Source organism: Longimicrobium sp., from assembly GCA_036377595.1.
Taxonomy (GTDB): Bacteria; Gemmatimonadota; Gemmatimonadetes; order Longimicrobiales; family Longimicrobiaceae; genus Longimicrobium.
Genome location: DASUYB010000104.1, coordinates 80354 through 99603, shown reverse-complemented (window position 1 = coordinate 99603; position 19250 = coordinate 80354). Strand labels below are relative to the sequence as shown.

General features: G+C 70.5%; 17 protein-coding genes. 12 read left to right on the top strand and 5 right to left on the bottom strand.

Annotated features, from left to right (window positions below; all coding sequences use genetic code 11):
- Positions 1–55 precede the first annotated feature (55 nt).
- Entirely contained in the window at positions 56–748 is a 693-nt protein-coding gene (locus VF092_17430; protein HEX6749085.1) for a hypothetical protein, read from the bottom strand.
- 494 nt (positions 749–1242) lie between these two features.
- Between VF092_17430 and VF092_17425 the strand changes: the two genes are divergently transcribed.
- Entirely contained in the window at positions 1243–3630 is a 2388-nt protein-coding gene (locus VF092_17425; protein ID HEX6749084.1) for a TonB-dependent receptor, read from the top strand.
- Positions 3631–4003: 373 nt separating this feature from the next.
- Here VF092_17425 and VF092_17420 read toward each other — a convergent pair whose 3' ends face one another.
- Together VF092_17420 and VF092_17415 are read right to left on the bottom strand one after the other, a co-directional pair.
- Positions 4004–4228, bottom strand: coding sequence for a hypothetical protein (locus tag VF092_17420; GenBank protein ID HEX6749083.1), 225 nt, complete (start codon positions 4226–4228; stop codon positions 4004–4006).
- Between the two features lie 83 nt (positions 4229–4311).
- Positions 4312–6120: a serine hydrolase domain-containing protein gene (locus tag VF092_17415; GenBank protein ID HEX6749082.1), complete on the bottom strand. Its 1809-nt coding sequence runs from the start codon at positions 6118–6120 to the stop codon at positions 4312–4314.
- 308 nt (positions 6121–6428) lie between these two features.
- Between VF092_17415 and VF092_17410 the strand changes: the two genes are divergently transcribed.
- From VF092_17410 to VF092_17385, 6 genes are all read left to right on the top strand, one after another.
- Entirely contained in the window at positions 6429–6974 is a 546-nt protein-coding gene (locus tag VF092_17410; GenBank protein HEX6749081.1) for a hypothetical protein, read from the top strand.
- Positions 6975–7189: 215 nt separating this feature from the next.
- Positions 7190–8125 carry a S1/P1 nuclease gene (locus tag VF092_17405; protein ID HEX6749080.1) on the top strand — a complete coding sequence of 312 codons (936 nt, stop codon included), beginning with the start codon at positions 7190–7192 and terminating at the stop codon, positions 8123–8125.
- A 149-nt stretch (positions 8126–8274) separates the two neighbouring features.
- Positions 8275–8676 carry a hypothetical protein gene (locus tag VF092_17400; GenBank protein HEX6749079.1) on the top strand — a complete coding sequence of 134 codons (402 nt, stop codon included), beginning with the start codon at positions 8275–8277 and terminating at the stop codon, positions 8674–8676.
- Between the two features lie 98 nt (positions 8677–8774).
- Complete coding sequence (locus VF092_17395; GenBank protein HEX6749078.1) at positions 8775–8954, top strand: hypothetical protein; 180 nt, start codon at positions 8775–8777, stop codon at positions 8952–8954.
- Positions 8955–9101: 147 nt separating this feature from the next.
- On the top strand, positions 9102–9716 hold the full coding sequence (locus tag VF092_17390) for a helix-turn-helix transcriptional regulator (protein ID HEX6749077.1): 615 nt from the start codon (positions 9102–9104) through the stop codon (positions 9714–9716).
- A gap of 190 nt (positions 9717–9906) precedes the next feature.
- Complete coding sequence (locus tag VF092_17385) at positions 9907–11616, top strand: M28 family peptidase (protein HEX6749076.1); 1710 nt, start codon at positions 9907–9909, stop codon at positions 11614–11616.
- A gap of 115 nt (positions 11617–11731) precedes the next feature.
- Here VF092_17385 and VF092_17380 read toward each other — a convergent pair whose 3' ends face one another.
- Positions 11732–11953 (bottom strand): cold shock domain-containing protein, encoded by a 222-nt coding sequence (locus tag VF092_17380; GenBank protein ID HEX6749075.1) that lies wholly within the window; start codon positions 11951–11953, stop codon positions 11732–11734.
- Between the two features lie 770 nt (positions 11954–12723).
- Here VF092_17380 and VF092_17375 point away from each other — a divergent pair.
- The 5 genes from VF092_17375 (at position 12724) to VF092_17355 (ending at position 17116) form a co-directional block, all read left to right on the top strand.
- Positions 12724–13656: a DUF4382 domain-containing protein gene (locus VF092_17375; GenBank protein ID HEX6749074.1), complete on the top strand. Its 933-nt coding sequence runs from the start codon at positions 12724–12726 to the stop codon at positions 13654–13656.
- A gap of 358 nt (positions 13657–14014) precedes the next feature.
- Positions 14015–14452 (top strand): MarR family transcriptional regulator, encoded by a 438-nt coding sequence (locus VF092_17370; GenBank protein HEX6749073.1) that lies wholly within the window; start codon positions 14015–14017, stop codon positions 14450–14452.
- Positions 14452–14724 carry a CPXCG motif-containing cysteine-rich protein gene (locus tag VF092_17365; protein ID HEX6749072.1) on the top strand — a complete coding sequence of 91 codons (273 nt, stop codon included), beginning with the start codon at positions 14452–14454 and terminating at the stop codon, positions 14722–14724. Before VF092_17370 ends, VF092_17365 begins: the two co-directional genes overlap by 1 nt.
- 497 nt (positions 14725–15221) lie before the next feature.
- Positions 15222–15734, top strand: coding sequence for a phosphohistidine phosphatase SixA (gene sixA, locus VF092_17360; protein HEX6749071.1), 513 nt, complete (start codon positions 15222–15224; stop codon positions 15732–15734).
- Positions 15731–17116: a CHAD domain-containing protein gene (locus VF092_17355; GenBank protein ID HEX6749070.1), complete on the top strand. Its 1386-nt coding sequence runs from the start codon at positions 15731–15733 to the stop codon at positions 17114–17116. The genes sixA and VF092_17355 overlap by 4 nt, the downstream gene beginning before the upstream one ends.
- A gap of 385 nt (positions 17117–17501) precedes the next feature.
- Here the strand turns inward: VF092_17355 and VF092_17350 are convergent, their stop codons facing one another.
- Complete coding sequence (locus VF092_17350) at positions 17502–18797, bottom strand: tyrosine-type recombinase/integrase (protein HEX6749069.1); 1296 nt, start codon at positions 18795–18797, stop codon at positions 17502–17504.
- Between the last annotated feature and the right edge of the window lie 453 nt (positions 18798–19250).

Here is a 19250-nt window from a genome sequence, read left to right as displayed (position 1 = left end):
GTAACGGGTGCGCAGGTGCGTGAGTGCGCCAGTGCGTTCGGTCGAGTGCGCCCGCTCACGGGAGGCGCGGGCGTTTGGGGCGGCGGCTCATCAGCTGACCCATCACGTAGGCGCCCATGGTGCGCAGCGTGCTGGGGCGCGCGCGCCGGGCGATGCGCTGCGGCGCGCGGATCAGCGCCTCCACGTCGGCCGGCGCAAGGGCGCGGTGCTCCACCGCCAGGTACAGCCGGTCCAGGTCGTCGCGCAGCATGGTGCGCGCGTCGCTGCGGCGCGCGGTCACCATCCGCTCGCCGGCGTCGCGGGCGGCGCGGGCGAGGGCCCGGGCGCGGAGGCAGGCGCGCGGGTCACCCTCGGCGCCGCCGGCGCGCATCGCGCGGGGATACTCGCGCGCCAGCTCGTCGAGGATGTCGTCGAGCACCACGGCCCAGGTGGTGGCGTCGTCCAGGTCGCGCGGCTCCATCGCCCGGTCGATCAGCCGGTCCACCGCGCGCTTGAAGCGGATCGACGCCTCCACCACGCCGTCTTCGTCGTCCGGCAGCTCGGCCAGGAAGTCGACCAGCGCGTCGTAGATGCGCGCCGCCGCCACCTCGTCCAGCCGGTCGATCTCGTCCAGCAGGTCGCTGACGCGCGCGACCAGCGCCTCGCGGTAGCGATCCATCGACGCGGGGCGGTGCTCCAGCCAGAACCCCACCTCGGCGTCGATCAGCGTCTCGAGGGTGATCAGCCTGGCGAAGGTGTCGGCCCTCATGGACGCGTGCTCTCACGTTTGCGGCGATCGGGAGGGGAAAGCTCTCGGCGGGCGGGGCGGGAGTCAAGATCGGGAAGTGCCCAGTGCCCAGTGCCCAGTGCCAAGTGCCAAGTGCCCAGTAGTGCTGAGTGCCGAGTTCTGATGGGGGTGATGGAGATGCGGGGTGTTGTCTGATGCGAGCTTCCGTGGCGGCCAGGGGTGGGAGGGCGAATGAATTCGCTGCAACAACTACACGAAGTCCGCCTTCGCGGACTACTATCTGTGGTGTGGACGCGGTGCTTGCGCACGCGACGAGCATCGCCGGTCCGGCGGCATGATTCGGATGACCGGCGCGTTCTCTCCCGCGAGGTTGTAGACTGATGGTGCGGCCCGACGAAAGCGCGTCGCGCGCGCCGAAGCTTCGTTCCGAGCCGAAGCCTGCAGTCCGCGAAGGCGGACTTCGTGTGGTTGTTGCTGCGGTTTCAACCGCCCCCTCGATACCTGCGATCCCGCAGATGCCGATGATTCCGCTCACCCGTGGATGGCTCCTGCTCTCCTGCGCCCTGCTCTGCGCGCCGGCGATGCTGCGCGCGCAGGAGACGGGGTCGCTGGCGGGGCGCGTCGTTTCCGCGGCGGGGGCGCCGGTGGCGGATGCGGTGGTCACCGCGCGCGCGGCGGCGGGCGGGGAGCGGCGCGCGCGCTCGGGCGAGGACGGGTCGTGGCGGATCGCGCGGGTGGCGCCGGGACGCTACACCGTCCGCGCCGCGCGGGTCGGCTTCGCGGCGGCGGAGCTGGCGGTGGAGGTGGCCGCCGGCGCCGAGGCGCGCGTGGAGCTCCGTCTCACCGAGACGGACGTCCCCCTCGCGCCCGTCGAGGCCGTCGCGCGCGGCGACGCCCAGCGCGAGCGCTCGCGCTTCGAGAACGAGGCCGGCGTCACCACGCGGGTCATCACCGGGCAGGACATCAAGCTCCTCCCCGGCCTGGGCGAGGCCGACGTGATGCGCGCCGTCGAGGTGCTCCCCGGCGTCGTCAACACCTCCGACTTCTCCAGCGCCTTCAACGTGCGCGGCGGCTCGGCCGACCAGAACCTCGTCCTCCTCGACGGCTTCCCCATCTTCAACCCCTTCCACCTGGGCGGCCTCTTCTCCGTCTTCAACTCCGACGCGATCGCCCGCGCCGAGCTCCTCGCCGGCGGCTTCGGCGCGGAGTACGGCGGGCGCGTCTCCTCCGTCCTCAACATCGAGACGAAGCCCGGCGGCGGCGCCGACGGGTTCGGGGTAGAGATGGGAGTGTCGCTGCTGGCCAGCCGCATCGCCCTGCACGGCAACCTCCCCGGCGGCGTACGGCGCCTCCTGGGCGGCGACGGCGGGGGATGGCTGGTCTCCGCGCGGCGCTCGTACTTCGACGTGCTGCTGCGGCCCGCGGTCGACTTCCCCTATCACCTCACCGATCTCCAGGGCTCGGCGACGCTGGGGACGCGCGGGGGCGGGCGTCTCCGCTTCGTGGCCTACACCGGCGAGGACGTGCTCGACCTCAGCGAGTTCGATCCGCCCGGCGACAACCAGGACCAGGAGAGCGTGCTGCGCATCCGCTGGAACTGGGGGAACGCCGTCGCCGGCGCGCGGCTGGAGCAGCCGCTGGGCGCGTGGACGGCCACCGCCTCGCTCGGCATCACCCACTACGGCGAGGCGCTGGGGTTCGCCGACTTCCCCGACACGCGCTTCTCGTCGCGCATCACCCAGCTCACCGGGCGGGCCGACGCCGCGCGCCCGCTCGGGCCCCGTCTCACCCTGAAGGCCGGCGGCGAGGTGACGCGGATGGGGTACCACAACGTGGGCGAGGCGGGCGGCACCACTTTCTTCGAAGGCAACGCCAGCGGGGTGATGACGGGCGCCTTCGCGCAGCTCCGCTGGCAGCCCGGCGCGTGGATCGTGGAGCCCGGCATCCGCGCCGACGTCTGGCGCGCGGGAGAGAGCACGCGCGCGTACGCGTCGCCGCGCTTCGCGGTGAAGCGCTTCTTCGGCGCGGAGCGCGACGGCGCGGTGAAGCTGGCGGTCGGCCGCTATGTGCAGTTCGTCCACTCCCTGCGCGACGAGCAGCTCCCCGTCAGCAACGACTACTGGGTGACGAGCGACGAGAACGTCCCCGCCGTCGTCAGCGACCAGGCGCAGCTGGGGGTGGAGAAGTACTGGGGCGAGCGCTGGTACGCGTCGGCCGAGGCGTACTACCGCCGCTACCTCGGGGTGACGGACCTGAACGCGGCCGACGACCCGAACGACGCCGCCGACGACCTGCTGACAGGGCGGGGATACTCGTACGGCGCGGATTTCCTGGTCCGCCGCACGCAGGGGCGGCTCACCGGGTGGATGACGCTGTCGCTGCTGAAAGCGCGCCGCACCTTCCCCGACCCGCTGCGGCTGGACATCGACGGGGTGCCGGGGACGATCACGTTTCCGCCCGTGTTCGACCGGCGCGTGGACCTGGACGTGGTAGGCGAGTACCTGCTGCCGGGGAAGATCGAGGCGGGGGTGCGGCTGAACTTCGGGACGGGGGTGCCGTACTCGCGGCCGGTGGCGGCGTACGTGGGGTTCGAGACGGACCCGGTGGCGGGCGGCTACCGCGTCCCCCGCCCCGTCGGTGACGACCCCGAGATCCCCACCTACATCGTGCTGGGCGACCGCAACGCGCAGCGCTACCCCGCGTATTCGCGACTGGACCTGACCTTCCGCCGCACGTACACGCACCGCTGGGGCACGCTCACCCCGTACCTGCAGGTGCTGAACGCCACGAATCGCAAGAACGTGCTCTTCTACTTCTACAACTTCGACCTGACGCCAGCGACGAGGTCCGGCGTCAGCATGTTCCCCGTCCTCCCGACGATTGGGGTGGAGGCGGCGTTTTGAGGCTCGGAGAATTACCCTTAAATCCGTAGATTTGAGGGGTCACGTGTAGCCGAAATCCTTTTAAAGCCGACGTATGGACAAGAGTGCTCACGCAGCTCGCGCGGCTGCGATTCTCAAATCTGGTGATGATAGTAAGCTGCCCTACGCGGCGCTGGAACTCCGGATGGCGATGGAATCGATCGCCTATGAAAAGCTGCGCTTGTACGCGCCCCGACTACCAGCATCGGTTCTCGATGAGCGGGCTCAGGGCGTCGGACCCTGAGCCCGCTCTTTTTCTACCTGCTGCGCATCGTACTTCGCCGAAACCTCTTCCCGCGCAGGTCGGGTCTTCGTCCGCCTTCGATCCGTGCCTGTGCGGCACTGACCGAAAAGATCACCCACCGCACTCCAAAGGGTCGGCCGTGTAGCACACCGGCGTGCAGTCTCTTCCTCCCAAGTCGGCCGAGAAGTAGCATCGGTAATCGCGCGGGTCGTAGGTGGCGCAGTTGATGGGGTCTCCGCTGTACGCTTCGACGGTTCCCCGGTTGTCATTCGCTCGGCACTCCGGCTCGAACGTCTCCACTTCCAGCGAATCGATCTTCAGGCTCAGCTTCTTCATGTCGCCTCCCGGGGTGAATGAACCATCGCGCGGAGATCCGATGATTATGATAACGCGATATCTTTCGCGGCGTGAGCGCCAGATCATCCCTCCGGCGCCGCGCCGATCCGTGGTGCGTGGACCGGTCCCGCCGGGTCTTCGATCACCATCTCAGTCACACGGCCGCCCTCGGACACGAACCGCACTCGCAGGTCCGGCTCCTCCCAGCGGAAGGCGTCGACGAAGAAGCGGCCGCCGCCCTCGGGCCGGAGCTCCACGCGCGACGGGAGGGTGGTCCCGTAGTACCATCCCATCAGGCGCCCTTCGCCGTCCAACTCCGCGCGGACGAACCACTCGCCCTTCTCGAACGTCATCCTCGCGTCCACGAAGTAGCCGTTGCGGTCGGCGATCGTGCGCCAGGGGCTCGCCTTCACCAGCCGGCCGAAGCGCGCGTCCCGGTCGATCTTCCCGCGCAGCCAGAGGAGCGAGCTGTCCGACACTTCCGCCGCGCGGCGGGGGGCGAGCGCGCCGCGCAGCACCGCCAGATTCCCCGCCGCGAAGGCGTCGAGAATCCGCATCCCCTTCGCCACCGAATCGGAGCCGGGCGCGAGGGCGCGCTGCGCGGCGGCGGTGGCCAGCGACCACGACCCCTCGCCCGCCGCGGTCGCGATCAGCCGCCCATCGCGCAGCTCGACCACGACCTCGCGTCCCGGGGCGACGCGGTACCGGCCGGCGTAGCGGGGCAGCTCCGCGGCGGGGACGGCGGCCGGGAGGGGCGGAAGCTCGTACGCCTTCCCCAGCGCCCGCGCGGCGATGCGGCGGGCGATCTCCGCGGGAACGTCGACGCCGAGCGCCGGGAGCCGGTTGGAGAGGACGACGACCAGCAGCGAATCTTCGGGGAAGCGGTAGAACTCGGCCACGAACCCCGCCGAGGTGCCGCCGTGGCTGACCAGCGGACGGCCGTGCAGCGAGTCGGTGAACCAGCCGTAGGCGTAGCCCGCGCCGGCCCGGCCTCGCCCGACGTACGGGTGGTAGAACTTCTCGAGCTGCGCGGCGGGAAGGATCCGCCCCCCGGCGAGCGCCCTCTCCCAGCGGTGCAGGTCGCCCACGGTGGAGAAGATCCCGCCGCCGCCGAGGTTCCAGGCGGGATGCACGCAGGGCGCGCGTTTCAGCTCCGGCGCGTAGCCGTCGTACCCGGTGGCGTCCCGCGCGCCGGGCGCGGCCGGATCGGGCCGGCCGGTGTCGCGCATCCCCGCGGGGGCGAAGAGCGCCGTGCGCAGGTACTCGTCGAAGGGCATCCCGGAGACGCGCTCCACGACGGCGGCCAGCAGCGTGTATCCCGAGTTGCTGTAGCGGTACCGCTCCCCCGGCGTGAACTGGAGAGGGAGGTCGCGCGAGTACGCCAGCAGCTGCTCCAGCGTCCGCGGCGCGCAGTCCGGCTCGACGTTCTCCAGCTCGCCGCGGCGGAAGAGGCTGGGGATGCCGGACGTGTGCGTGAGGAGATGGTGGAGCGTGACCTGGTCGCCCGCGGGACGCGGGTAATCCGGGAGATGCTTCGACACGGGATCGTTGACGGACAGCTTCCCCTCCGCCTCCAGCCGGAGGATGGCCGCAGCGGTGAACTGCTTCGAGAGCGAGCCCAGGTCGAAGCGCGTGTCGACGGCGTTCGGCGTGCCCCGCTCGAGATCCGCCCGGCCGTACGCGCGGCTGAAGATCTCATGCCCGTTGCGCGCGACCAGCACCGCGCCGCTGAAGCGGTCCAGCGATGCGTACGTCCCCGCGATGTGGTCGGCCTCGCGCGCAAGCTCCGCATCGCCGGGCGGCGCCGGCTGCGCTGCGAGCGCCGGCGCGGCGAGAGCCAGCAATGCTGGGACGAGAAGCCAGGGAGAGCGGCGGCGGATCAGGGCGAGCATCGGAACCTCGGGCCGGGAGAAGGGCGGAGGGGAACGGATGTCGCTCTGTGCCGCGAGCGGCCGGAAGGGTTGCATCACCCTGCGCAGACCAGGGCATCGCGCGCGTGGTCGGGGGATGGCGTGATCCGGAATCCCCACCCCCATCGGCACCATTCTGTCCCGCCACGGAACTCCGCCGGCATCACGGAGAGTACACGCGCTGTCGGCGGACGCGGCGGACGCGGCGGACGCGGCGGAACGCGCGTCCGCGGGCGGAGCGGGAGATTCCTGCTCCGCGGGGGGATCAAACCTGCTTCGCGGGAGGCGGTATGAAGCGACGTTCGTTGGTGATGCTCGCCGTGGGATGCACGGTGTTCGCCGCGCGATCCGCGTCCGCGCAGATCGCCGAGCCGGCGCCCGGCCTCGGCGGGTCCGACACGCGCGGCCTCGCGCTGGGGATCAACCTCCTCGGGAGCAGCGATCCGCTGGGCGGCCTCAACCACGTGCCGGGCCTGGGGCTCGGCGTGACGGCGGCGTACGGCGTGAGCAACCACGTCTCCGTGTTCGCGCGCGGCGACGTGGCGTACCAGACGGCGAACATCGAGGCCGGCGCGCGTTACAGCTTCCGCGGCCCGGAAGCGCGGCTGCGGCCGTACGTGGAGGGCGCGATCACCCGCACCGGCATACGGTTCGAGGGCGCGCGCCTGTCCGGGACGGGGCTCACCGCCGGCGCGGGGGTGCAGTACTTCGTCCGGCGCAACCTCGCGCTCGACGTGGGCCTGGTCCACTCCGAGGGCAGGTTCACCAACGGCGTGCTCGACGGCCACGGGTTCTCCACCACGCGCCTGAACGTCGGCTTCCGCTGGCATCCGTAGGCGGTTCAGCCGCGGCAGAATTGGCAGAGAAGGAGCCGGGTTCGCGCACCCGGCTCCTTCGCGTTTCATCCAGCTGCGATCTTCCTTGACGCCGCCGCGATCCGTCCCGCAACGTGCTCGTCATCCGGCTTCATCCGCGCTGGAGATGCATCGGCCAACGCACCTCGATCTCCCACCGTCGTCGGTCCTTATCCCCCAATCCCCCCGAGGTCACAATGAAACGCTGTTTGAGCCTGCTCGTCGCAACCGCCGCCCTGGTGCTGGGAGCCAGCCCCGCGTACGCGTGGGACGACTTCGGGCACCGGCTGGTGGCGCGCATCGCGTGGGAGAACATGACGCCGCAGGCCCGCGCCCGCGCCATCTCCATCCTCCGCGCGGCCGACCCCGAGACGGGATTGCGCGGCACCGTCTCCGGCACGCTCAGCGAGCATCAGCAGATGCAGCTGTTCGTCTTCGTCGCCACGTGGGCCGACGTGGTGCGCGACACCACGCAGCCGCTGCGGATGGAGAAGTACCACCATCCCACCCGTCACTACATCGACACGTTCTGGCGGCAGGACACCGACTTCGGACCCGTCCAGGCGAGCACCCTGCGCCCCGAGGGCGACCTGCTGCGCGACACGCCGCGGCTCAGGCAGTGGCTGGCGAGCGGCAACGCCGAGGAGAAGGCGCTGGCGCTCGCGTGGCTGATGCACCTGGTGGGCGACATCCACCAGCCGCTGCACGCCAGCGGACGCGTGACCCCGACGGAGCCGTGCGGCGACCAGGGCGGCAACCTGTTCACGCTCGAGGAGATACCAAACTCCAACGGGCGCAGGCGCAACCTGCACTCGCTGTGGGACGGCATCATCACCAACACGCTGAGGCGCGACGGCGAGTCGGCCGACGCGTTCCTGACCCGCGCGGAGCACGAGGTCACCAGCCATCACCCGCGCAGCGAGTTCTCGAGCGAGATCAACCAGCGCGACTTTTCCCAGTGGGCGCGGGCGAGCGTGGAGATCGCGCAGCGCTCGGTCTATCGCGCGCCGCTGGTTCGCAACCAGGCGGCGCCCGCGTCGTACCGGGAGGACGCCTTCCGCGTCGCCGAGGCGCGCATCGCACTGGCCGGCTACCGCCTGGCCGACATGCTGAACCAGGCGCTGGGGCACTGAGCGGCGCTGTCTCCGCGCCCGCAATCCCCCGGCGGGACGAACGAGCCGCGCGGCAGCATGAGGTGTGCTGCCGCGCGGTTTCTCGCGCATACCCCGCGCGTGGACGGCCAATCCTCCCTTACGTCAACCACCACGACCCGGAGGTCGCGATGCGGGCAACCAAGAAGGAGACCTTCGATCTGCTGTTCGACATGCTCAAGCAGTACTACCAGGGTCTGCTGGACGGGCTGATCAAGACCGCGGGTGTGCTGATCATCGTCGCCGGGTGGGTGGCCACGTCGAGCACGCTCGCCGAGCACCTGAGGACCCATCGCTGGGAGCGGTACATCGGTATCGGCCTGATTGCGATGGGACACATCCTGTTCGCGATCATCGCCTATCGCGTCTACCGGCTCTCCCACCGGACCTACGATCTGCTGAAAGAGGTCGATTACCTCGATTCGCGGTACTACGACAACTTCCTGGTCCGGCGCATCACCTACCTGCTGTACTACTCGGCCAACCTGGTCATCACCCTGGGAATCATCCTGATGCTGTGGACCATCCAGTGATGCTTCGCCGGGTCGTCTGGGTCGCGAACGGCTCCGCGGCACGGGTCCTGCCTGCGCAACGCGTTGAACGCGTTGAACTTCGGCCAGGGGAGGAGACGATGGCACGCGAACGGGAGCTGATCGAGCCGCACAAGGGAGACAAGCGCTTCGTCCGCCGCGACGACCAGGGGCGCTTCACCAGCGACCAGGTGGACGTGGGCCGCTCGCTGGCGGCGGACCGCCGGCAGCACGCCAAGACCAAGGCGCCGCGCGGCCAGGGCGACCTCGGCGACCACTGATCGGCCGGGTCCGACGATGATCGAGGCGCCGCGGCGGGAGCTCCGCCGCGGCGCCTTGCGTTTGCTCCGCCGCGCGGCCCGGCGATTGCGTTGGAGGGGCCGCAAGTTGCTGCGTATCAACGCAATCCCGTGCACGGAGATAGAGACATGCCCATGCGACTCCTTCCCAAGCGCCTCATCGGCCAGACCATCCGCGGGATCCGCAACCGGCTGGGGATGAGCCAGGCCGACTTCGCGCAGGCCGTGGGCGCCGCCAGCGCGGCCCTGGTGTCGCGCTGGGAGAGGGGCGAGGCGCAGCCGGACTACGGCACGCTGGCCAAGATCGCCACGATGGGCGTGGTGGACGTGCTGGTGTTCCACGACGAGGTGTCGGCCGCGGAGACGCCGCAGCTGACGCCCGGCGAGGCCAACGAGCTGCGCGAGATCCTGTTCCGCATGGAAGCGCTGCTCGACGACGCGCGCCAGATCGTGGACCGCGCCAGCAGCCGCACCGCCCTGGATGCGCTGGAGGCCGCCACCGCGAACGTCCCCGTCAGCACCGCGGGCGCCGACGCGCTGGTGCTGGACGCCGAGGTCCGCCTGGAGACGAAGCCGCGCTCGCGCACCGCCTCGGCCAGCCGCCGCTCCGCCTCGCGCGCCACGCCGTCCACCACGCCGCGCAAGCGCTCGTCGAGCGGCGGCGGAACGACCTCGCGCAACCGGTCGCGCAAGCCGGCCGCGAACACTGAAACGACGGCGCCGACAGGCAAGGCGACGAGCTGAATCGAATTTCCCAAAGAAGGTCTCACGCAGAGTTAGCAGAGTCAGCAGAGAAGTAACTGCTGACTCTGCTAACTCTGCGCGAGATTATCTTTTTCTTTGATTGTGACGCTGTCGATTGCCTGCAACTTCGCGGCGGAGCATCTTCATCCGCCCTATCCGTTTCTCCATCTCCGCAACCCTGGAGCGGACCGTGATCCGATCCCGAACCGCCGCCGCGGCGCTCTCCCTCGTCGCCCTCGCATCGACCGCCGATGCCCAGCGCACGGGCGAGCTGCCGCGGAGGCACGCGCCTCGGCCCACCGCGGCCGCCATCACCCCCGCGGACCTGATGACGCGGCTGTACGTCCTGGCCGACGACTCGATGAAGGGGCGCGAGGCGGGGACGCCCGGAAACGTGAAGGGCACGAACTACGTGGCCGCGCAGTTCCGCGCCATCGGCCTGCGCCCGGCGGGCGACAACGGCACCTTCTTCCAGGCGGTGCCGCTGCAGAACCGCGGCGTCCTCCCCGGCGCCGCCCTCTCCGCCGACGGCGCGCCGCTGCGCATGGGATCGGACTTCGTGCCGCTCTTCTACCTCGGCCCGTACGTCTTCTCCTCAAACCTGCGGGCGGCGAACGCACCGGTGGTGTTCGGCGGCCGCATCGGCGCGGACACCATCACCAGCGAGCAGGCGCGCGGGAAGGTGGTGGTCCTGTTGCCGCCGCTGGGCCAGGACGGCCGCGACAACTACCGCTGGTGGCGCACGCCCGCCGTGCCGAAGTATCCGCACGCCGCCGCCATCGCCGTCGCCTCGCTGGACCTGACGCCGCCGACCACCGTGCAGGCGCTGCTGGCCCCGTCGCTGGAGCTGGGCGTGCAGACGTCCACGGACTCGGTGCTGGCGTCCGCGCCGGGGGCCATCGTCACGCGCGCCGCGGCGGAGCGGATGTTGGGCGCGCCGCTCGACCAGGCCAGGCCGGGCGAGGCCGGGAAGTCCGTGACCGGGAGCTGGGGATTCGGCGGCCTTGCCGTGGCCGCGCCGGCGCGGAACGTCGTGGGGATCCTTCCCGGGAGCGACCCCCGGCTGCGCGGGCAGTACGTGGTGATCAGCGCGCACAACGACCACGAGGGGGTGCTGGAGCGCGGGTTCGACCACGACTCGGTGCGCGCCTACAACCGGGTGATGCGGCCGCAGGGCGCCAACGACCCGCCGGGGACGCCCACGCCCGAGCAGGCGGCGCGCATCGCCGCGCTGCGCGATTCGCTGCGGCGCGTGCACGGCGGCGTGCGGCTGGACAGCATCATGAACGGCGCCGACGACGACGGCAGCGGCACGGTGACGCTGATCGAGATCGCGCAGAGCCTGGCGTCGGGCGCGCGGCCGCGGCGCAGCATCCTGTTTGTCTCCCACACGGCGGAGGAGAAGGGGCTGTACGGCTCGCAGTGGTTCACCGACCATCCCACGGTGCCGCGCGACTCGATCGTCGCCGCGCTGAACATGGACATGGTGGGACGCGGCCGGGCCGAGGACGTGGCGCACGGCGGGCCGTGGAGCATCCAGATGATCGGCTCGCGGCGCCTCTCGACGCAGCTGGGCGAGCTGATCGACTCGCTGAACGCGCGCCGGCCCAACCCGATGCAGGTGGACTACTCGTTCGACGCACCGGGGCATCCGCTGAACCGCTACTGCCGCAGCGACCACTTCATGTACGCGCGCTACGGCATCCCCATCACCTACTTCTCGCTGGGATACCACGTCGACTACCACCAGCCGAGCGACGAGCCGCAATACATCGACTACGACCACATGGCGCGCGTGGGCGCCTTCGTGCGCGACATCGCCCGCGCGGTGGCCAATCGTCCGCAGCGCTTGGTGGTGGACAAGCCGAAGCCGGATCCGAACGCGCCGTGTCGACAGTGAGTGCGTGAGTGCGTGGGGATCGCGCCGCTGGAGCGCACTCACGCACTCACGCACTGACAACGAAAGGCCGCCCGTTGCCGGGCGGCCTTTCGTTTGGGTCAGGAGACGGCTTCGCTCAGGAGGTTGCCGTGCCCAGGCGGACGACGTTCTCCGCGGCGGGACCCTTGGGGCCCTCCACGATGTCGAACTCGACGGCCTCGCCCTCGGTGAGGGTCTTGAAGCCTTCCTGCTTGATGGCGGAGAAGTGGACGAACAGATCCCTGCCACCCTCGTGTTCAATGAAGCCGAAGCCCTTGGCGTCGTTGAACCACTTCACCTTTCCGGTCGAGCGGGCCATCTCCTACTCCTGCTGCTGCGTTTTGGATGGAGCGTCGGTGCGGCACCTTCCGCACGTGCGACGTTTCGCGGGGCCGCGCCGGGCGGCGCGTTCGGGCGCCCCCGCGGGCGCACAACGGTGATCTCCTGCGGTGCGTTAGCGCTCGCGCGCGGCCCCGGCGCACGGCAGCACGGACGCCCGGGCCACGAAGGCACGGAACGCGGGACGGACGGCTGCGATGTGTGCGGGAAACACGGTATGGAGCGGGTAGAGCCGATCTTCTGCGAAGCGGAACGTGCGGGCTTGCGGAGGATCCTGAGAGGAGGAGCCGCGCGGGCTCCGGTCGCACCGACGGGGAGATGCCGTCTGGAATGGACACCTTAATAACCCGCGTGCAAGACCCTGTCAAGCGTTTTGTCGCGGCAGAGCGGGAAAAATGCCTCTCTCCGCCGCATCCTGCCGCGCGGCGTTGCGCCGCCGCCACGCTCCTTCTGAGACCGAACGGCCCGGCGCAAGTTTGCCGGGTCCTGCGAGGCGCCCGTAAGTGTAACGCTGCGTTGCACTTGCTGGCCCGGAACCTGTATCAGATCCCCGCCCGCCGCCGGATGTGACGCGGGCGGGGCCTCGTGCGTCAGGGGTTTACCAACGCGACAACGGGGGCGGGCTGCGGCGCGGATGCGCCGCAGCGGGGCGGGCGGACGCAGGCGCGTCCGCCGGGCCGATGCGGGCACCCGACGCGAGCCAGCGCCGGCGCGGGCTTCCGGCGAGACACCCTGTACGGAGGATTCGAGATGTTCAAGCGCAGCACCGTCCTTCTTCCGCTGGCCGCGGCGCTCTTCATGGGCGCCTGCAGCGGCGACTCTACCGGGGGCAGCGGCGCGCCGCGGGTCACCATCCAGCTGCACGACGCGGCGGGCGACCTGAAGGAGGCGTGGGTGAAGGTCGACCGGATCTCCCTGCAGGGCACGACCCCGGCCGACAGCACGTCGGGGCGGGTGGACCTGCTGACCACGCAGACCGGCTGGATCAACCTGACGCAGCTGACCGGCACCAACATCGCCACGCTGGTGAACAACGCCACGGTGCCGCCGGGCACGTACTCGCAGCTGCGCTTCGTGGTGTGCGAGGCCTACGTGGTGACGAAGGACAACCAGGTGTTCGCCACCTCGGGCGCCGCGCTCCCGGCGGGCGTCACGGCCACGGGGTCGCTGCAGGTGCCCAGCGGGTGCTCGAGCGGCTTCAAGGTGAAGCTGCCGAACGACGCGGTGACGCTGGAGAACGCGTCGACCATCCTGTCGGTGGACTTCGACGTGAGCCAGAGCTTCGGGCACCAGGCGGGGAACAGCGGCAAGTGGGTGATGCACCCGGTGATGACCGCCACGGCGGTGGGCTTCAGCGGCACCATCAGCGGCACCGTGTCGCTGGGCACGGGCGTGACGCTGCCCACCTGCGGCGGCGGGGCGGTGACGCTGGCCACCTTCACGCCGACGGCCACCAACGGCACCACGGTGCTGTCGGGCACGGTGTCGACGGGCGGGACGTACTCGATCGTGGCGGCGCCGGCCACGTACACGATGGGCTCGGTGCCGGCCTACAGCTTCACCAACGGCGACTCGCTGACGGTGGCGGCCACCCCCGCGCCCACCACGGCCGCGGTGACGGCGGGCGGCAACACCACGGTGAACTACACCATCACCTCCGCCACCTGCAAGCTGAAGGCGTGATCGCGGCCTGACGCTCGCTGGACGCGGACTCGGCGGCCGGGGGACTGGTTCTCCCGGCCGCTGATTTTCTTGAGTCCTAAGTCCTGAGTCCTAAGTGCTGAGTCCAAGTGCTGAGTGCTGAGTGGGTGCGCGCCGCGGCATCGCGCCCTCTCCGGCTCGCCTGGGCTCGCCACCTCTCCCGTACCGGGAGAGGTAGCACGGCCGCCATCGGCGTGGATGACGACCCATGGTGCGTTCGCGGCGCGGTTGAAGCCCGCGCGGTCACCAGCACTCAGCACTTAGGACTTAGGACCCAGGACTTAGGACTTTCCGTCCCCCCGGGGTTGCCCCGGCGCCGCCTTCGCAACATCGTTCTGGCATGAACGATTGCAGGGATACGACGTCGTCCGGGCTGCTCCCGCTCCTGCTGCGCGCGGGAACGGCCGTGGCCGACGAGTTGGAGCAGCGGCTGGAGCCGTGGAGCCTGTCGCTGGCCAAGCTGCGCGCGCTCGAGCAGCTGGCCGCCGCACCCGAGGGGCTGCCGCTGGGCCAGCTGGCCGAGCGGCTGTGCTGCGTCAAGAGCAACGTCACCCAGCTGGTGGACCGGCTGGAGGCCGACGGCTTCGTGCGGCGCATGCCCCGCCAGTCCGACCGGCGCTGCGTGGTGGCGCGCATCACCGAGCGCGGCCGCGAGCGCTTCCTGTGCGCTTCCACCGCGCGCGAGCAGGCCGAGCGCGAGGTGCTGGGCCGCCTGGACGAGGGCGACCGGCAGCGGCTGGTGAACCTCCTGGAACGGTTGACGGGGGAGGAGGCCTGATGCCGTACGGCCTGCACCCCGACGCGTTCATGGACGACGGCTCGCTCGAGCACGCCTTCCCGCTGGGCGACGGCACCGCCGACACCTCCGCCACCGTGGCCTGCCCGTACTGCGGCCAGGAGGTGGAGATCGCGCTGGACCCCGGCAGCGGCCCGCACCAGGAATACGTCGAGGATTGCGAGGTCTGCTGCCGCCCCTGGAACGTCTCCGTGGCCTACGGCAGCGACGGCGCCGCCACCGTCGAGGTCGAGCCCGCCGACGACTCGGACTGAGGGTGGAGATTCGAGAATCTCCGCGGGGAGCGGCCGGCTGGCTTGCTCCCCGTTCTCGTCGATGCACGGAGATCGGGCTGCGCCGATGAAGTCCGCGAAGGCGGACTGCGTGTGGTTGTAGCCGCGAGTTCACTCGCATTCTCCCGCACCTACTCGTCGCCGCAGGACGGAACCCGCGCGGGCGGCGAGGGGTTCTTCGAGGTGCGCCGCCGCTGGAGATTTGCGTCTCCGGCGGCGGCGCACGTTGCGGATGAACGGGTTTTGCTGATACATGCCCTGCACGGACGCGTGAGGGATGCGCGCCCGGAGGGCCGGGACGCCGCCGCGCGTGCACCGTCGCCGACGATCGGCGGGGATGCGGGGCGCGGCGGGGGCCCGGCGCGGTTGGCAACAGCGGTATCGTTGCCTACCGCGCGCGCAGCCCGGCCCCCGCGCAGCGGGGGACACGCCCGAATCACGCAGTTCCGTCTCAGTCCGTCGGAGGGAGGGGGGGAAGCATGCGTCTGCTCGTCATCCGCCACGGCCTCGCGGGCGACCGCGAGGAGTTCGCGTTCACCGGCCGGCCCGACTCGGAGCGCCCGCTGACCAAGGAGGGGCGCGTCAAGATGCGGCGAGGCGCCGCCGGGCTGGCCAAGATCGTCCCCGACCTCGATCTCGTCGCCACCAGCCCGCTCGCGCGCGCGGTGCAGAGCGCCGAGATCGTGGCCGACGCGTTCGGGGGGATGGACCTGACCATCGTCGACGAGCTGTCGCCCGAGCACGCGCCCGACGACCTCCTTCCCTGGCTGCGCTCGCACGACCCGGGGACGGTGATCGCCGTGGTGGGCCACGACCCGCACCTGGGCTTCCTGGTGGGCTGGCTGCTGACCGGGCGCCACGAGAGCTTCGTGGAGCTGAAGAAGGGCGCCGCGTGCATGCTGGAGTTCGACGACCCGCCCGCGGCCGGCGGCGCCACGCTGCGCTGGTCGCTGCAGCCCAAGCACCTGCGCCAGTTGCGCAAGGGGCGGTGAGCGCGCCCGCCGGGCTGCTGGACCTCTCCGCCGAGCGCGGCACGCGGCGGCTGGCGCTGGCGTACCTGGCCGACGCCGAGGCCGCGCACGCGCGCATGGAGCAGGGCGGCGACGACGAGGCGCTGCACGACTTCCGCGTGGCCATCCGCCGCCTGCGCAGCGCCGTGCGCGCGTACGGCGACCACCTGCGCGGCAGCATCGGCGGCAAGGACCGGCGCCGCCTCTCCGAGCTGGCCGACGCGACGGGCGAGGCGCGCGACCTGGAGGTGCACGCCGCCTGGCTGGACGCGCGCCTCGACCGCTTCTCCGACGACGAGCGGAAGGAGATCGAGCCGCTGCTCGACGACCTGCGCCGCGAGCTGGAGAAGGCGCGCGACGCGGTGCGGCGCGAGGTGGTGAAGGACTTTCCGCGCGAGCGCTGGCGGCTGGCGCGGCGCCTCCGCTTCTATCGCGTGGAGGTGGACGTCGACGCGCCGCCGGGCGGCGCGCGGCTGGCCTCCGCGTTCGGGCGCAAGGCGCTGGAGCTGGCGGCGGACCTGGAGCGGCGGCTGGCCGCGGTGCGCGCGATCGACGACCAGGACGAGGCGCACCGCGCGCGCATCGCCGCCAAGCGCCTGCGCTACCTGGTGGAGCCCTTCGCGGACGAGCTGGAGGGCGCGCCGGAGCTGGTGAAGCGGCTCAAGCGCCTGCAGGACGCGCTCGGCGAGATGCACGATGCCGACGTCCTCCTCGCCCGCGTCGCCGATCAGAGGGATGGGGATGGAGATGCGGCGCCCGGCATGGCCGCGCTGCGCGAGCTGCTGCTGCGCGAGCGGGGCGAGCGCTTCGCGGCGGTGGAGGAGGAGTGGCTGATGGGCCGCGCGGCAGGTTTCTTCGCCGCGGTGAGGGAGACGGCACACGGGGCGATGATGCGCGGCGAGCCGGACCGCGAGATCGAGCGCAAGTTCCTGCTCAAACGCATGCCCGCGATCCGGCGTCTAGATCCCGCGGTGCAGGACATCGAGCAGGGCTATCTCCCCGGCGACCGGCTGGCCGAGCGCCTGCGCCGCGTGCGGCAGGACGGCGAGGTGCGCTTCTACCGCACGGTGAAGCTGGGAAAGGGGCTGAGCCGCACCGAGGTCGAGGAGGAGACGACCGAGCGCGTCTTCCGGAAGATGTGGCCGCTGACCAGGGGAAAGCGCGTGCGCAAGCGGCGGTACAAGGTGAAGGAGGGCGGCTTCACCTGGGAGGTCGACCGCTTCCGCGACCGTCGGCTGGTGCTGTGCGAGGTCGAGCTCCCCGGCGAGGACGTGGAGGCGCCGCTGCCGAGGTGGCTCCGCCGCGAGCTCGTCCGCGACGTGACCGGCGAGGACGAGTACGCGAACATCAACCTGGCGAAGTGAGGGCGCTCGCGCTGGGGTACCCGGGCCTTGCCGGATTGGGTGAGTCTTGCCGGGTTGGCCGGCTTGGCCCGGGCGAATGAATTCGCGGCAACAAGGGCACAAAGTCCCTCCGGGACTGCAGACGCGACATTTTCGCGATTGGCGAACATAGGCGCGGCCGCGGCTGCCCTCACCCCGCGCCTTGGAGCGCTCGCCCTCTCCCGATAACGGGAGAGGGTTGGCTGGATGTCTGCTGTCGGCGTAGATGCCGGAGTTCAGTCCGCGAAGGCGGACTTTGGGCCGTTGTTGCCGCGTATTCTGCACAACAGATTCTAACCGTGCGTCCTGCAACAACTTAGCCTTTCGTTCGGCGGTCAACTGGCAGTTGCTACTGTCAGTTCGTCAATCAGGCCGCCAACCGCAGGCTTCCGGCGGGCTGGCTGGGCTCCGGCAGGGGCGCCGGATCGGCCTCCAAGGCCGCTACAGCGTCCTTCAACGTGGGAAGGTCAACGTAGTCGTACACCTTCCGCATCGTCTCCCACGTGGTGCCTGCAAGCTCCTCCTGCACCTTCGGCGGGAGCGCCCGGAACCGGGGATCACGAATCCCAGCGCGCTTCTCCGCGTGATACCCAAGCCTCGGAACCTTGATCCCGGCCCGGTTCTTGGCTCGCTCCATCCACCGATGCAGCGTGTTCTTGCCGACCGGCTCCGCCGCGTTGCTCTGCGCCGGAAGGAGCCAAGGCGAGTCCGCCAACCCTTCGGCCCGCCGCAGCTCCAGCGCCCGCAGGATCGCGCTCCGTGCCCGCGTGGACAGCGGCGTTACGCGCGTCTTGCCTACCTTGTCGTGCTCGCCCTGCCACCGCACGGTCCCGGCGGCAAGGTCAATGTCCGCAAGCGCGAGCTGACGCACGCTGTTCATGCGCCGCCGCGTCTCCCGGCAAAGATCGAGCACAACACCCATGCGCCAGTTCGGCGCCTTCTCCACGAGCTGCGCGTGCAGGTCGTGGGTCATCTCCGGGCGGGTGGGAACATCCTCGGTGGGGATCGGGAATCCCTCCCACGGGTTGCGCACCAGCAGCGCGTTCCCGTCGTCCCTCTCCACCTTCGCCCAGTTGAACACGGCCCGCATGAACGTCACTGCGAGCCGCGCTGTCTGCCGCCGGGCCGGGTGGGGGAATCCGGGTATGGTCCCCTCGGCTCTGGCCTTTAGAAACGCGTTGTAGCGCACCCGGCCGATTTCCGTCTGTGGCCGCCCGTTGGGTCCGATCCGCTCCACAACCGCGTCCGGACCGAAGAACGCGAGCACCATGCGAGCCATGATGCGGTTATGGCGCTGCGTGCCCGGCCGCTTGTTCGGGACAACCTCGTCCAGGTACAGCGACAGGAGCCGCGACAGGGTTAGCGGGCCCTCCACCTTGGGCGCCGCGACCGTGGGAGCAGTCCCCCGCTCGGCCATCTCCTCCGTCTTCGCAATCGCGGCGGCGTAACTTGTAATCCCCGCCGCCGTGAGCGAAAGACGCTGGCGCTTCTTCTTCGGCAGGTTGGTGCGGGGATCAACGACCGCAATACCCTTGTTGTCAAACACGGGCTCCAGCCATTCCAGCAGGAGCGGACCACCCTTGCCGTCCTCGTAGGCGCGGACGCGGTTGATGCCCTTCTTGCCCGCGATGTAGCTCCACGCCTGAGTCTTTTTCTGCGCCATCGTCCTCGCTCCGTCGTGAGCGATGGCGCGCGCAACCCGCATCTATAATATAGCACGTTATTGCAACATGCGCAAGGATTTTCTTTGCACTGAACGCGAGTTGATTGTAGGCAAAGCCTAGCGTTTATCAGCATTGGATGGTATGGGTTGCAATAAAAGGGCACGCTTGTGCAATGGCGTGCAATGTGTCGCGCCGCCCAGCGGTCGGGCTTGCCGCCCCTCGCACCGGGGCCGCCGCCGCGAGCCGAAAGCCGCCCCGCCACCGCACCCCCCGATGACGAAACGTGGGGGTGTGGGGGGCGCTGCCCCCCACAAAAATGGCGCCGCAGGCGACCGCCCCGCCGACCCGAAGGCATGAGGGCGGTGATCGACCGCGTGAGGGATTCGCGCCCGGCAGGGCCGAGACAGTGCCGCCACGGCTGTTTGTGGCGGTGCTGGCTCGGCGCAGTTGGG

Bases quoted from the DNA above. Each gene is read 5' to 3' on its own strand.
- VF092_17430 (HEX6749085.1), bottom strand. From the start codon at position 748: ATGAGGGCCGACACCTTCGCCAGGCTGATCACCCTCGAGACGCTGATC.
- VF092_17425 (HEX6749084.1), top strand. From the start codon at position 1,243: ATGCCGATGATTCCGCTCACCCGTGGATGGCTCCTGCTCTCCTGCGCC.
- VF092_17420 (HEX6749083.1), bottom strand. From the start codon at position 4,228: ATGAAGAAGCTGAGCCTGAAGATCGATTCGCTGGAAGTGGAGACGTTC.
- VF092_17415 (HEX6749082.1), bottom strand. From the start codon at position 6,120: ATGCTCGCCCTGATCCGCCGCCGCTCTCCCTGGCTTCTCGTCCCAGCA.
- VF092_17410 (HEX6749081.1), top strand. From the start codon at position 6,429: ATGAAGCGACGTTCGTTGGTGATGCTCGCCGTGGGATGCACGGTGTTC.
- VF092_17405 (HEX6749080.1), top strand. From the start codon at position 7,190: ATGAAACGCTGTTTGAGCCTGCTCGTCGCAACCGCCGCCCTGGTGCTG.
- VF092_17400 (HEX6749079.1), top strand. From the start codon at position 8,275: ATGCGGGCAACCAAGAAGGAGACCTTCGATCTGCTGTTCGACATGCTC.
- VF092_17395 (HEX6749078.1), top strand. From the start codon at position 8,775: ATGGCACGCGAACGGGAGCTGATCGAGCCGCACAAGGGAGACAAGCGC.
- VF092_17390 (HEX6749077.1), top strand. From the start codon at position 9,102: ATGCCCATGCGACTCCTTCCCAAGCGCCTCATCGGCCAGACCATCCGC.
- VF092_17380 (HEX6749075.1), bottom strand. From the start codon at position 11,953: ATGGCCCGCTCGACCGGAAAGGTGAAGTGGTTCAACGACGCCAAGGGC.
- VF092_17375 (HEX6749074.1), top strand. From the start codon at position 12,724: ATGTTCAAGCGCAGCACCGTCCTTCTTCCGCTGGCCGCGGCGCTCTTC.
- VF092_17370 (HEX6749073.1), top strand. From the start codon at position 14,015: ATGAACGATTGCAGGGATACGACGTCGTCCGGGCTGCTCCCGCTCCTG.
- VF092_17365 (HEX6749072.1), top strand. From the start codon at position 14,452: ATGCCGTACGGCCTGCACCCCGACGCGTTCATGGACGACGGCTCGCTC.
- sixA (HEX6749071.1), top strand. From the start codon at position 15,222: ATGCGTCTGCTCGTCATCCGCCACGGCCTCGCGGGCGACCGCGAGGAG.
- VF092_17350 (HEX6749069.1), bottom strand. From the start codon at position 18,797: ATGGCGCAGAAAAAGACTCAGGCGTGGAGCTACATCGCGGGCAAGAAG.